This is a genomic window from Arthrobacter cavernae, assembly GCF_017368795.1.
Classification (GTDB): domain Bacteria; phylum Actinomycetota; class Actinomycetes; order Actinomycetales; family Micrococcaceae; genus Arthrobacter; species Arthrobacter cavernae.
Map to the genome: position 1 here is coordinate 140098 of NZ_JAFNLL010000007.1, position 13009 is coordinate 153106.

The window sequence follows — 13009 nt, forward strand, 5'->3', positions numbered from 1 at the left end:
ATGAAGATCGATCGCATTGAACTCTTCCAGGTGGACCTGCCGTACTCCGGCGGCACCTACCACTTGTCCGGTGGCCGCACCTACGAATCCTTTGACGCCTCCATCGTCAAGATCACCGCCGACGACGGAACAACAGGCTGGGGCGAAAGCACGCCGTTCGGTGCCACGTGGATCGCCGCCCACGCCTTGGGTGCCCGTGCCGGCATTGCCGAATTGGCGCCGGCCCTCCTGGGCCGCGACCCCCGCCGGGTGGACCGGAACTTCGACCTCATGGACGCCACGCTGGTGGGGCACAACCACGCAAAAACACCGCTGGACATCGCCTGCTGGGACATCTTCGGAAAGTCGGTGGGCCTGCCCGTTTACGAGCTGCTGGGCGGCGGCACGGGAACGCCCATGGCCATGATCTCCTCCATCCACGCGGGGGACCCGGAAGAAATGCGCGCCCGGGTGGCCGACCACCGCGCCCGCGGCTACCGTGGCCATTCCATCAAGGTCGGGACGCCAGACAGCGAAGGCGGGCCCGCTCTCGACGCCGAGCGCATCATCGCCTGCCTCGCGGACCGGCAGCCGGGGGAATTCTTCCTGGTTGACGCCAACGGCGGCATGACGCCCGAAAGCGTCCTGCGGATGCTCGCCATGCTGCCGTCCGGGCTCGACATCGTCATCGAGGCCCCCTGCGCCACCTGGCGGGAAACCATGTCAGTGCGGCAACGCTGCCCGTATCCGATCGTCGTGAATGAACTTATCCAGCAGGACGAGGACGTCACGTGGGCCATTGCCCAGGACGCGGCGGACGGCATCGGCTTGAAAATCTCCAAGTCCGGCGGACTCACGCCCGGGCGGCGGCAGCGCGATATTGCCCGTGCCGCCGGACTGACGGTCAGTGTCCAGGACACGGTAGGTTCCATGATCGCTTTTGCCGGCATCGCCCAGCTCGGTGCGACGGTTCCCGAAAAGCTGCTCCGCTGTATCTTGAACACCGCAGACATGGTCACCCTCAAGACTGCGGAGTTCGACTTCATCCAGCGCGACGGCGGCATCCTGCCCCCGGAGGCCCCTGGCCTTGGCATCACCGTCAACGAAGAGGTTCTCGGCGAGCCCGTCGCTGTCTGGGGCGATTAGGAACAATCCGGAAGCCTGACTCCTTGCGAGGGCAGAAGTGGGCACGGTAAACGGCAGACCGTTTACCGTGCCCACTAGACTGAACGGGGAAACAGGAAAGGTGGAAGACATGGCTGGAGCGCGGCGCATCACCAGGGCGGAAGCACTCGGCGCGCAGGTAGTGTCCGCATTGCGGGCCGATATCCTGACCGGCGATCTTCAACCGGGGGATCTGCTCGTCGAGGCTTCGCTGGCGGAGAAATTCGAAGTCAGCCGCGGCCCAGTCCGGGATGCCTTGCGCATTCTGTCCGGGGAAGGGTTGATCGCGTCCTCGGGCCGGAGTTTCCGTGTGGTCGGCTTGGATGAGAAGGACCTCCGCGATCTTTTCGCACTGCGTGAACTGCTTGAGATAGCGGCCGCGCAGCAGTGCGCCACCTCGAACCCGGAAGGGTTCCGGCAGGTGGCCGACGCAGCTCTTGAGGACATGCGGAACGCGGCCGCGAACGGAGATACAGATGCTTTCGCCCGTGCCGACGTCGCCTTTCATTCGGCATTCTTCAGCGCATGCGGGAACCGCCGGCTGCTGGCGGTCTGGGAGCAGCACGTCCCTACCTTCGCAGAATTGTTCCGCCTGACCACAGCCTTGGATGAACCGTTGTCGCGTTCGGTGGAATGGCACCAGCAGATGCTCGACACCGTCATGGGCAAGGATGCGGATTCCATTGCGGCCGAGGTCCACAAGCTTGTGGTGGGCGGCGAAGAACAAATCGTCGCTGCCCAACGGCAATTGCTGGAGCAGCGGAACAGCTAGTCCCGGCCGTACGAACGGTTCCGGCGTGCGGTGGTCTTGCGTTTCCGGTACACCCGGAGCCGGTCGGTCTTGTGGACCATGGATCTGCCCATGCCGTCCTTCTGCATGATCCAGAAGACGCTGCCGTCCGGGCCGCGCATTTCCACGTGGCCGGAGGTGCTGGGGAAGCCGTTGGCGTAGATGACAACTTCGTCGCCCCGGGACAGCGTTGTCCAGTTGGCTACGGGTTCCAATGATGCGGTTCCCTGCTGCTCAGGGTCCAGTTGACGGGCGGCACTCATTCCTGTCCTTAGTGATCAGATGCGAAAGGTGGCCGGGGCACTTGCCCCGGCCACCTTGTCTTCGAAATCAGGCTCCGACAGTCACGTCGAAGTCGATGCTTCCCCAGCCTTCGAAGGTGCCGGTCCAGCGGCCGGCCTCATTCATGGGAACGGCCTGGAGGCAGCTGCCCGGGAGGATGACCTGCCCGGCTTCGAACTCGACGTCGTACTCCGCCAGGCGGTTGACGAGCCAGGCGACGGCGGCAATCGGGTTCCCGAGGATGTTCCGGGTGTTTCCGGAAATCACTTCCTTGTCGTTGAACCGCAGCACGCCGCGGGTGTCGCGCAGGTTCAGTTCGGTGATCTTCCGGGGCGTTCCGCCAAGGAGCACCGCGCCGGTGGAGCCGTTGTCGGCCAGGGTGTCCGGGAGCCCGATGGCCCAGTCCTTGACGCGGGAATCGATGATTTCGATGGACGGCAGGGCGTAGTCGATCGCATTGATGACGTCCGCAACCGTGGTGTTCCGGCCGCCCAGGTTCCGCTTCAGAACGAAGGCCGGCTCCAGCTCCACGAACGGCGCGATGAAGTCTTCGCGGCGCAGGCTGGTTCCTTCGTACGCGAAGAAGCCGGCCAGCAGGTGGCCGTAATCAGGCTGGTCAAGGCCGAAGGCGTCCTGCATGACCTTGGCGATGTTGCCGAGCTTGTAGCCGACCAGGCGGTCGCCGTTGGCGACGGCGTGCGCCACACCCGCTTTCTGGACGGCGAAGGCGGCGTCGACGTCCAGGGCCGGCCAGGTTTCCGTCGGGGCGGCGATGGGCGATCCCTGCAGGCGTGCGGCCCGCAGGGTGTCGGCGATGTTCTCGATGGCGAGGGTAGACATGGGCGTGTTCCTTTGGTGAGTGGATTTCCGGCCCGGGCGCTGTATGGCACCGTTGCGAGTTTGCCCGGGCCGGAAGTTGGGGGAGTTACTGCTGGGCGAGGGTGATTTCGCCGTCGATCAGCCGGTTCACGTTCCAGGGGTTTGCGTCCCGCAGCGGTGCCGGGAGCAGCTGCTGGGGGAAGTTCTGGTAGGAAACCGGCCGCAGGAAGCGGTCGATCGCCAGGGTCCCCACGGACGTGGTCTTGGAATCGGACGTGGCGGGGTACGGGCCGCCGTGGACCATCGCGTGGCCCACTTCGACGCCGGTGGGCCAGCCGTTGATGATGATCCGGCCCACCTTGCGTTCCAGCACAGTGACGAGCGGCGCAACCGTGGCGTAGTCGGATTCAGCTGCCTGGAACGTTGCCGTCAGCTGGCCTTCGAGCCGGAGCGTGGCGCCGATCAGGTCCTCAACGGCTTTGTACCGGACAACGAGGCTGGCGGCCCCGAAGATTTCTTCGTGCAGGGTCCGGTTCTTCTTGAAGACATCGAGGTCCACGCTGAAGATCGCGGGGGCCGGTGCGTTCGCCGTCGAACCGGAAGTGCCGCGGGCCACGAGTTCAGTTTCCGCGACGTCGTCCACGGCCTCGAAACCGGACTGCCAGGAGGCTGCGATCCCCGGGGTGAGCATCGTCTGGCCTGCTTGGCCGCCAACCGCCTTGGCCACAGCGTCGACCAGGCGGTCGCCGTCGTCGCCCACCGGCACAAACAAGAGCCCGGGCGAGGTGCAGAGCTGGCCGGAGCTGCCGGTGACGGAGGTGGTGTATTGGGCGGCGAGGGCCTCGAGGTCGCCCTCCAGGGCGCCCGGCAGTACGTAGACCGGGTTGATGGAGGACATCTCAGCGTAGACCGGAATGGGTTCGGGGCGTGCTGCGGCGGTACGCATGAGGGCGGTGCCGCCGCCGCGGGAACCGGTGAACCCGACGGCCTTGATGACGGGATCGGAGACCAGGGCCTGGCCGATCTTGCTGCCGGCACCGTAGATCAGCGAGAAGACGCCCGGGTGCAGCCCGGCTGCGCGCACGGCCTGCGTGATGGCGCGGCCCACCAGCTCGGAGGTGCCCGGGTGGGCGTTGTGTGCCTTGACGATCACCGGGCAGCCGGCGGCCAGCGCGGAGGCGGTGTCTCCGCCCGCAACGGAGAATGCCAGCGGGAAGTTGCTGGCGCCGAAGACGGCTACCGGGCCCAGAGGAACCTGGCGCAGCCGGATGTCGGCGCGGGGCAGCGGGGTGCGGTCCGGAATGGCGGGGTCGATCCGGACGCCGCGGAAGTCGCCCTGGCGGACAACCTTGGCGAACAGCCGCAGCTGGCCGATGGTGCGGGCGCGCTCGCCCTGCAGGCGGGCGGCGGGAAGGCCGGTTTCCGCAGAGCCCCGCTCGATCAGCTCATCGCCGATCGCCTCGATGTTGTCGGCGATGGTTTCCAGGAAGCGGGCGTGCTTTTCCGGGTCGAGGTTGCTGAAGGATTCGAAGGCGTCCGCGGCGGCATCCGTTGCCGTGCGGAGCTGCGCTTCGCTGATCAGGGTGTAGGCGGGTTCGAGCTGTTGGTTGTTTGAGGGGTCGATGCCGAAGGAAGTGCCGTCGGTACCGACGATCGTTTCCCCGGCGATCAGGGAGTGTCCCGTGAGTGTCATCGTCGCGTCTCCTGTGCGATTGGAAGTGTGAAGGTACGACGGCGGCCCGGCCTGGCCGACCGCCGTCGTGGGTTGTTGCGGGACGGTCAGTTACCGGCACCCAGGTGCCAGATGCCCAGCGCGGAAAGCAGCTCGCGCGGATCCCAGACGACCGTCTCCTCCGCCAGTTTTTCGCCTTCGAAGCGCAGGAAGGAGGCGCCGGCGACGGTGACGCTGCGGCCGGTGGCCGGCACGTCCATGAAGCTGCCCTGGTGGCTTCCCTGGGTCTGCCAGTGGATGGCAACGGTGTCCCCGTTTTCGACGAACTGCAGGATGTCGGTGCGGGTGTCGGGGAAGGCTGCGTGCATCGCCTCGATGTTCGCCTTCAGGGTTTCGTAGTCTTCGCTGCCGGACTTGGAACGGCGGACATAGCCGGGGGCGATGAGTTCTTCGAATGCGGCGAGGTCGCCGTTGCCCCAGGCGTCGTTCCAGGCCTTGAGGATGGTTTCTTTACGGTTGCTCATGATGCGCTCTTTGCTTCAACGGGGGCGGGTGCCGCGGCAGGTGCGGGCATTTCGATGGGGAGGTACTGGCCGAACTTTCCGCCCCGGAACAGGAGGGCGTCGCCGCTGCCCTGTTCCATGGAGACGATGGAGCCGACCACCATGTAGTGGTCGCCCACGGCGACCTCCGCGGTGACGACGCAGTCGATGTACGCGGTGGCGCCTTCGATGTGCGGGGTGCCCAGGGCACAGGTGCTGTTGGGTACGTCTTCGAGCTTCCGGGGGCCCTTGCTCGAGAGCTTGCGGCAGACCGGGACCTGGTCATCGGCGAGGATGTTCGCCGTGAAGTTCTGCAGCTTGCGCACCTTGGGCCAGGTCGAGGAGGACTTGTCCACGCAGAACATGACGAGCGGCGGATCGATCGAGAGCGACTGGAAGGTGCCGACCACCAGGCCGAGCTTCTCGCCGTCGTCGTTGACGCCGGTGATGGCCGTGACGCCGGTGGGCAGGAGCCCGAGGATCTGGCGGTAGTAGGCGGGAGTGATCTCCATGGCCGGAACCTTTTCGGCCGTTGGGGTGATATCCATGACGGGTTCCTTTTACTTTGCTGGGGAGTGCAGTTCTGCGTTGGACTGCAGTTCTGTGTGGACGAGGCGGCCTGCGCGCAGGCCGCTTTCGATGGCGCCGTCGAAGAAGCCGGCCCAGATGTTGGCGGTGTCTGCGCTGGCGAAGTGCAATGCGCCTTCGCTGGCCTGCTGTGCGGCGTGGTACTTGGTGAGCTGGCCGGGGCGCTGGATCTGCCAGGTCTCCTCCGCGTAGGGGTCTTCACCCCACTTGTGTCCGGTGACCTCGAGGACTTCCAGATCGTCGCGCCAGACCTTGATGGCTTCCTGGATCTGCTGGGGATCGGTGACATCGATGCGGTGGGCATCGGCGCCGAAGCCCACCAGCACGGCGTCGGTGTCGCCGACGAACTCGGTGCGGATCACGGACAGCGGCTTGTCTTGGGCGGAGTACGCGAAGAACGGCTTGATCGGGCCCTTGACCCGGATCCAGGCCTTGACGCCCTGGGAGGCGGTCTTTTCCCGGCTGGGGGCCAGCTTGCCTTCGGAAAGGGCGGGCTCGACGTCGAGCTTGTGCAGCACGTTCTGGGGGAGCGTGATGACAACCTTCTTTGCCTGGATTTCCTGGCCGTCGCCGTAGCTGACGGTGGCGCTGTCGGCGTTGTGCCGGACGGCGGTCACCGGGGCGTTGAGGCGGAGGTCCGCGTTGGCGTCTTCGGCGATGGCGTTGGCCAGGCCGTCGTTGCCGTCCTTCAGGCGGTAGATCGCCGAGGCCTCGTGCATCAGGTGCCAGTGCCCGGAGGAGCCGGCGGTCCAGCGCAGCGCGTTGACGTAGGCGCACTGGTCCAGCGGAGCGTTGAAGTGGCCCACCCAGGCGGCCTCGTTCGCGTTCCGCTCGTCCTCGGAGAGGTCCAGCTTGTCCAGCATCTCCTGCAGGTTGTACTGGTCCACGTCGGCCAGATTCTCCACGGTCAGCGGTGCATCCGGGCGGGGCAGCCACTTCATGGTGTCTTCGAGCAGCCGGGTCATTCCGGGGTCGATCAGTTTCATAAAGTCGTCAAGGTTGCCGCGGCGTACTTCGTCGCCGGCCAGCCAGTAGGTTTCCTCCGATCGCGGACCGCGAGAGACCTCCAGCCCGTAGCGGGTGACCTCGGCCCAGACGTGGGGCTGGGTCCAGTGCAGCCAGTTGCCGCCGAGCTCAAGGTTCTGGCCAAGGCGGCGCTCGGTGTAAAGGCGGCCGCCGATCCGGTCGCGGGCTTCCAGGACCACAACCTTGTGGCCGCGGTTACCGAGTTCGCGGGCGGTGATGAGGCCGGCAAGGCCGGCACCGATGACGACGACGTCGGTCTGTTCAGTCATGTGTATCTCCGTTGATATCTGTCGGGATGCTTAGCTGGCGGTGGAGTCGGCTGCGGGGGCTAGCCGTCCCGTGCGGTAGCCGGTGGCCGGGTGGCCGTCCAGGGTGTACTTCTGGCCGAACAGCTTTTCGCGCAGGGTTACCGGGTCCTCGTCCTCCGTGCGTGCAGGGGCCACGAGGCCTTCGGCGCGAAGCACGGGGAGGGCGAGTTCGATGAAGTCATCCCAGCCGCCCGGCTTGGTGATGTAGCTGAGGTTGATGCCGTCGACGCCGGCTTCGTCGCGCCAGCGGCGCAGCTCGGCAGCGACCGTCTCCGGGGAGCCGACGATCGTTGACCCGGTGCCGCCGACGGCGAGGAATTCGGCGATCTGGCGCGGGGTCCAGTCGCGGTCCGGGTCGGCCTTGGAGAACATGTCCACCATGGACTGGCCGGCCTTCGTGCCGACAGACCTCAGAGGAGTGTCCAGTTCGTACTCGGCCATGTCGATGCCGGTCCAGCCGCTGAAGCGGGCCAGGATTCCGTCGATCGGGGCGGTCTCGACGGCCTTCCGGTACTTGGCCTGGGCTTCCTCATCGGTAGGTGCGACGACGACGGTGAGCAGGATGACGATCTTGACGTCCTTCGGGTCGCGCCCCGCATCGGCCACGGCCTGGCGCAACTTGTCCACCGAGCGCTTGGTACCCTCCACCGACGTCCCCTGGAGGAAGACGGCTTCGGCGTGCTTACCGCCGAACGCCATGCCGCGGGAGGAAGCACCGGCCTGGAACAGGACTGGGGTGCGCTGCGGCGAAGGCTCGCAGAGGTGGAACCCGGGGACCCGGAAGTGCGTGCCGGAGTGGTTGATCTGGTGCACCTTGGCGGGATCGATGTAGGTGGCCGACTCGGCGTCGCGCACCACCGCGTCCTCTTCGAAGGAGCTTTCCCAGAGCTTGTAGACCACGTCCATGTACTCGTCTGCCATGTCGTAGCGCTCTTCGGGACTGAGCTGCTGTTCCTTGCCGAGGTTCCGGGCGGCAGCTTCGGAGTAGGACGTCACGATGTTCCAGCCGACCCGGCCGGAGGTGAGGTGGTCCAGGGAACTGAACTTGCGGGCCAGCAGGTACGGCGGCTCGTAGGTGGCCGAGCAGGTGACGCCGAAGGTGAGGTGCTTCGTGACGGCGGCCATGCCGCTGATCAGCACGGTGGGGTCGTTGATGGGGAACTGCGCGGCGTCGCGCAGGGCAGCATCTCCGTTGCCGCGGTAGACATCGTGGTAGCCGACGTTGTCGGCGAAGAAAATGCCGTCGAATCCGGCCTCCTCAAGCTTCCGGGCGATGCCGGTCCAGTACTGGAGATCGGTGTAGCGATGGCCTTGATCGCCTTCGTTGCGCCACGAGCCCGAGGTCAGGTGGGCCGGGGCGAAGACGTCAAAGGCAAAGAGGCTCAGAGGCTCGTTTTTCATGGCGACGGTACTTCCTTGGACTGTGCCGGATGATGCGGCAGATTCATCGGGTCATGCTCAATAAATGAACGTTGCGTTCAATTTAGGTGTTGCGCAGCTCACTGTCAAGAGGTGATCCAAGTCGCGAAAAGTTACGCCCCGACTCTTGACACTCGATGTGGCCGGTGTCATATTTTTGATCACGACGTTCGAATCTTGAACTCCCCGGACTATGAATTCCGGCCCCGAATCCCCACTCCTTGCCGAACAGAGAAGAACCGGCATGTATCCCGTTCGAAGAGCACGATCTACAAGGAAGTCCATCGTGAGTACACCTGTTTCACCGGTCTCCGGACCGTCATTGCAGCCGTCAGCCGGGCCCGGCCCTGACAAGAACCAGGATCCGCACAAGAAGCGGTTCCTCTACAAGCTCAGCGGGGTGATCGCCGGCGGCATGTTCATCGACGGCTTCATCCTGGGCGGCATCGGTCTCGTCATGCCGGCCCTCACCTCGGACCTGAGCCTCTCCGCCACCTGGCAGGGCCTGATCGGCGCCTCGGCCCTGATCGGCATCTTCTTCGGCGGCCCGCTCGGCGGGTATTTCGCCGACAAGATCGGCCGGAAGCCGATGTTCATCGTCGACCTTTCCATCTTCCTGGTCGGATCGGCAGCGCAGTTCTTTGTTGCCGATGGAATGCAGCTGTTCTTCATCCGCCTGCTCATGGGCATGGCGATCGGCGCCGACTATGCCATCGGGTGGCCTCTGCTTGTTGAGTTCTCGCCGGCTAGGCTGCGTGGCAAGCTCATGGCCTTCCAGGAAGTCGCCTGGTACGTCGGCTACATGGGCGCCTATGCACTGGGCTACGTCATGTCCACTGCCATCCACGTTGATTGGCGCATCATCCTGGGCATGAGCACGGTTCCTTCCCTGATCGTCTTCCTGCTACGCCTTGGTACTCCCGAATCCCCGCGCTGGCTGATCAGCAAGGGGCGGACCGAAGAAGCCATGGCCATTGCCAAGGAATTCATGGAGGAGGAGGACGTGCGGGATCTGCAGCATGAGAAGCCGCAGCGCCCCAGCTTCCGCAAGCTGTTCTCGCCGCAGTACTTCAAGTCCACCTTCTTTGTGTGCATGTACTGGGTTACCAATGTGACCCCTTACTTCGCCATCGGCACCTTCGCTCCGATCGTGCTTGAAAATCTCGGCATGGAAGACGGCCTCACCGGTGCGCTGGTGCTCAACGGCGTGGTGGTTGCCGGCTCCGTGGCCGCGATGTTCCTGATCGAAAAGGTGGGCCGCCGCAAGCTGTCGATTCCGCCCATGTGGATCGCCGCCGTCGCGCTGGTTGCCATCGGACTGTTCTCGCACGTCTCGCCGGCCATCATCCTGGTGTCCTTCATGGTGTTCTCCTTCTTCAATGCGATTTCCACCGCGCTCACCGGTGTGTACCCCGGTGAAGTGTTCCCCACGGAAATCCGCGGAGCCGGCGTCGGATTCGCCACCGCCTTCTCCCGCGTCGGCGCGGCCGCCGGCACGTTTATCCTTCCGCTCTCCGTACAGGGCCTGGGCATCGGCACCACCATGCTGATCGCCGCCGCGATTTGTGTGCTGGGCGCTGTCATCTCCCAGTACCTGGCACCCGAGACCAAGGGCCTGAGCCTGAGCGCCACCTCGGCCCCGCTTGCCAAGGTGAACTAGCAACAGGCAGTGCGAAGGCGTCCTTACGGAATATCACCGGACGGGCGCCTTCGTGCTCCTTGCACGAAACCGCACGAAAGACGCACGAAACGAAGAGAAGGCCGTGACTGAACAAGCCAATGTCGGCGAGGCGCTGGACCTGACGAACAAGTCCGTGGTCAAGGCAACGCATCTGCTCAGTGAACTGGGCCGCCACCCCCAAGGGATCTCGGCGACCGGGCTTGCCCAGATTGTCGGAATCACCCGGCCCACCGCCTTCCGGCTCCTCCTGAGCCTGGAGCAGGCAGGATTCGTGGACCGCAGCGACGGCCGTTACCGGCTGGGATGGCAGGTGGCCAGGCTCGGGCGACTGGCAGATCCATACGCCGGTGTCGTGGCCAGGATCCAGCCCGTCCTGGATGCCTACGCGGCAAGCCTGGGCGAAACCATCAACTTCTCCATGCTGCGGGGCGAAACCGACTACGACGTGATCGCTGAAGCGTCCGCCGGGCGCTTCCTCAATGTCGCCACTCTGTATGTCGGACGCAGCTATCCGCTCCACGTCAGCGCGACCGGAAAGCTTGTCCTCGCCGAATTGGACGACGAAAGGATCGCCGAAGTCCTGCCCGAAACCCTGGAGCAGTTCACCGGGCGGAGCATCACCAGCCGCCGCGAACTTCTGGCCGAAGTGCACCGCGTCAGGAAACAAGGCTATTCGATCCTCGACGACGAACTGGAAGACGGGCTCTTCGCTGTTGCATGCCCTGCCCGCGACGCCGACGGTGAACTGTTCGGCATCGTGGTCCTCCAAGGTCCAACCCAGCGGATGAAATCCAGCAGACTGCCGCACGTCATCGAGCAGGTCCGCAACGCCGCTGCCGAGATCGCCCTGGCGTTGGCGGGACACGTCGTCGTCACGGCAACCCCCGAAATCCACTAACAGCAACGGAGCAGAATCCAATGAAGATCCACGGCGAAAGCGAACACCACGCCGGCCTGCCGACTCCACACCTAAACTTCGACGACGGCCAGACCCGCCACGGCGTGTGGATCAGCTTCCGAGATCCCGCCGTCGTGGACATCCTGTCGGCCGAATCATTCGACTGGGTCTGCATCGACGGTCAGCACGGCGCGGCGGAAATCCACGAAGTGCAACCCCTGATCGAAGCCGCACATCTCTTTTCCGTACCCTCCCTGGTCCGAGTCCCCGGCCACGACATGGGAACCATCGGCCGGGTGCTCGACGCCGGAGCCGGAGGCATCATCTTCCCCACCGTGGAGGATGCGGCCACCGCGGAGTCGCTGATCTCCGCCTGCCGCTTTCCCCCGCGCGGCAAGCGAAGCTACGGACCGACCCGCCGGAGCCCCCGCTACCCCAAGACCGTGCCCGGGAACCCGTTGGATGACACCTGGTGCATCCTCATGATCGAAACCGCGGCCGGCCTGGCCAAGCTGGACGAAATCCTGGCCACCGGCCCCGATGCCGTTTTCGTGGGCCCCTACGACCTTTCCCTGAGCCTCGGGATGACCCTGGAGGGACTGACCGGCCAGGGGCCTGACGGCATCCTTGCGGACATCGCCCGCCGCTGCCACGCGGCTGGCGTCGTCCCAGGCATCTACACCGGCGAGCTTTCGCTCTCCCGGAAGATGGCCGATCTCGGCTTCCGCTTCATGCCCGTGGCATCGGACACCGGCCTGCTCGCGGTTGCGGCACGCAATGCCGTGTCCGCCGCAAACGCAGCGTCCGCCGCAAACGCAGCGTCCGCCGTCGGACTGGCCCCGCAGAACGCCTGAGGATCAACAACAGTGAGCCGTGCAATCGTCGCCAGCCAGCCCGGCGGGCCTGAAGTTCTGAAAATTGCCGAGGTTGAAGACCCGGTGGCCCGTCCGGGCCAGCTGCTTATCAAAGTTGCCGCCTCCGGGGTCAACTTCATCGAGACCTACCAGCGCAGCGGGAGCTACAGCGTCCCGTTCCCGTTCATCCCTGGCACCGAAGCCTCCGGTACGGTGCTCGGGGTGGGACCCGGAGTCGAAGGATTCGCCGTCGGCGACCGCGTTGTCTCCGGCGAGACCGGGAATACCTACGCCGAGCTTGCCCTCGTTGATGCCGACAAAACCTTCCACGTGCCGGACGGCGTGAGTGCGGAAACTGCGGCAGGCCTCCTGGCGCAGGGCATGACCGCCCACTACTTAGCCAATTCCACGTTTCCCGCGCAGGAGGGACAGACCGTCCTGGTCCATGCGGCGGCCGGCGGCGTCGGGCTGCTGCTGACCCAGCTCCTGAAGGCCAAAGGCGTGCGCGTCATTGCCACCGTGTCCGATGACGTCAAGGAAGAACTGGCCCGCAAGGCCGGGGCGGAGACGGTCCTGCGGTACGAGGGTTTTGCGGAGCAGGTGCGGGAGCTCACTGGCGGGGAGGGCGTTGACTGCGTTTACGACGGCGTCGGCAAAGCCACCTTCGACGGTTCGCTGGCCAGTGTGAAAGTCCGCGGAATGCTGGTCCTTTTCGGGGCGGCCTCAGGGCCGGTTCCGCCGTTCGAAATCCAGCGGCTGAACGCCGGCGGGAGCGTCTCCCTCACCCGCCCCACCATGGCCCACTACCTGCGCACGCCCGAAGAGCGGGCCTGGCGGGCCGGGGACATCTTCTCGGCCGTGCTTTCCGGAGAACTCGAGGTGCGGATCGGCGCCACGTATCCGTTAGCCGAAGCAGCCCAGGCGCACCGTGACCTGGAAGCCCGGAAAACCACAGGCAAAGTCCTGCTCATCCCGTAACCGCGGGCT

At 65.3% G+C, this 13009-nt stretch carries 13 protein-coding genes; 6 read left to right on the top strand and 7 right to left on the bottom strand.

Annotated elements, in window-relative coordinates:
* Positions 1-1125 carry a mandelate racemase/muconate lactonizing enzyme family protein gene (locus J1902_RS04695; protein ID WP_207615083.1) on the top strand — a complete coding sequence of 375 codons (1125 nt, stop codon included), beginning with the start codon at positions 1-3 and terminating at the stop codon, positions 1123-1125.
* A gap of 109 nt (positions 1126-1234) precedes the next feature.
* The gene (locus tag J1902_RS04700; protein WP_242701614.1) at positions 1235-1915 is read left to right on the top strand and encodes a GntR family transcriptional regulator; all 681 of its coding nucleotides are present in this window, start codon (positions 1235-1237) and stop codon (positions 1913-1915) included.
* On the opposite strand, the gene J1902_RS04705 is transcribed toward J1902_RS04700, so the two are convergent.
* The 7 genes from J1902_RS04705 to J1902_RS04735 form a co-directional block, all read right to left on the bottom strand.
* Positions 1912-2196 carry a hypothetical protein gene (locus tag J1902_RS04705; protein ID WP_207615085.1) on the bottom strand — a complete coding sequence of 95 codons (285 nt, stop codon included), beginning with the start codon at positions 2194-2196 and terminating at the stop codon, positions 1912-1914. The genes J1902_RS04700 and J1902_RS04705 overlap by 4 nt on opposite strands.
* Before the next feature lie 67 nt (positions 2197-2263).
* Positions 2264-3055 (bottom strand): 2-keto-4-pentenoate hydratase, encoded by a 792-nt coding sequence (locus tag J1902_RS04710; RefSeq protein ID WP_207615086.1) that lies wholly within the window; start codon positions 3053-3055, stop codon positions 2264-2266.
* Between the two features lie 85 nt (positions 3056-3140).
* Positions 3141-4727 (bottom strand): aldehyde dehydrogenase (NADP(+)), encoded by a 1587-nt coding sequence (locus J1902_RS04715; protein ID WP_207615087.1) that lies wholly within the window; start codon positions 4725-4727, stop codon positions 3141-3143.
* 86 nt (positions 4728-4813) lie between these two features.
* Positions 4814-5230, bottom strand: a complete 417-nt coding sequence (locus J1902_RS04720; protein WP_207615088.1) for an ester cyclase — start codon at positions 5228-5230, stop codon at positions 4814-4816.
* Positions 5227-5796, bottom strand: coding sequence for a flavin reductase family protein (locus J1902_RS04725; RefSeq protein ID WP_207615089.1), 570 nt, complete (start codon positions 5794-5796; stop codon positions 5227-5229). The genes J1902_RS04720 and J1902_RS04725 overlap by 4 nt, the downstream gene beginning before the upstream one ends.
* Positions 5797-5808: 12 nt before the next feature.
* A complete protein-coding gene (locus J1902_RS04730; protein ID WP_207615090.1) occupies positions 5809-7131 on the bottom strand; it encodes a flavin monoamine oxidase family protein in 1323 nt (440 codons plus the stop codon).
* A 30-nt stretch (positions 7132-7161) separates the two neighbouring features.
* The gene (locus J1902_RS04735) at positions 7162-8571 is read right to left on the bottom strand and encodes an LLM class flavin-dependent oxidoreductase (protein ID WP_207615091.1); all 1410 of its coding nucleotides are present in this window, start codon (positions 8569-8571) and stop codon (positions 7162-7164) included.
* Positions 8572-8875: 304 nt separating this feature from the next.
* On the opposite strand from J1902_RS04735, the gene J1902_RS04740 reads away from it, so the two are divergent.
* The 4 genes from J1902_RS04740 (at position 8876) to J1902_RS04755 (ending at position 13000) form a co-directional block, all read left to right on the top strand.
* Positions 8876-10249, top strand: coding sequence for an MFS transporter (locus tag J1902_RS04740; RefSeq protein WP_307794371.1), 1374 nt, complete (start codon positions 8876-8878; stop codon positions 10247-10249).
* 103 nt (positions 10250-10352) lie between these two features.
* Positions 10353-11168 carry an IclR family transcriptional regulator gene (locus J1902_RS04745; RefSeq protein WP_207615092.1) on the top strand — a complete coding sequence of 272 codons (816 nt, stop codon included), beginning with the start codon at positions 10353-10355 and terminating at the stop codon, positions 11166-11168.
* Between the two features lie 20 nt (positions 11169-11188).
* Positions 11189-12022, top strand: a complete 834-nt coding sequence (locus J1902_RS04750; RefSeq protein WP_207615093.1) for an HpcH/HpaI aldolase family protein — start codon at positions 11189-11191, stop codon at positions 12020-12022.
* 12 nt (positions 12023-12034) lie between these two features.
* Complete coding sequence (locus tag J1902_RS04755; RefSeq protein ID WP_207615094.1) at positions 12035-13000, top strand: quinone oxidoreductase family protein; 966 nt, start codon at positions 12035-12037, stop codon at positions 12998-13000.
* Positions 13001-13009 lie beyond the last annotated feature (9 nt).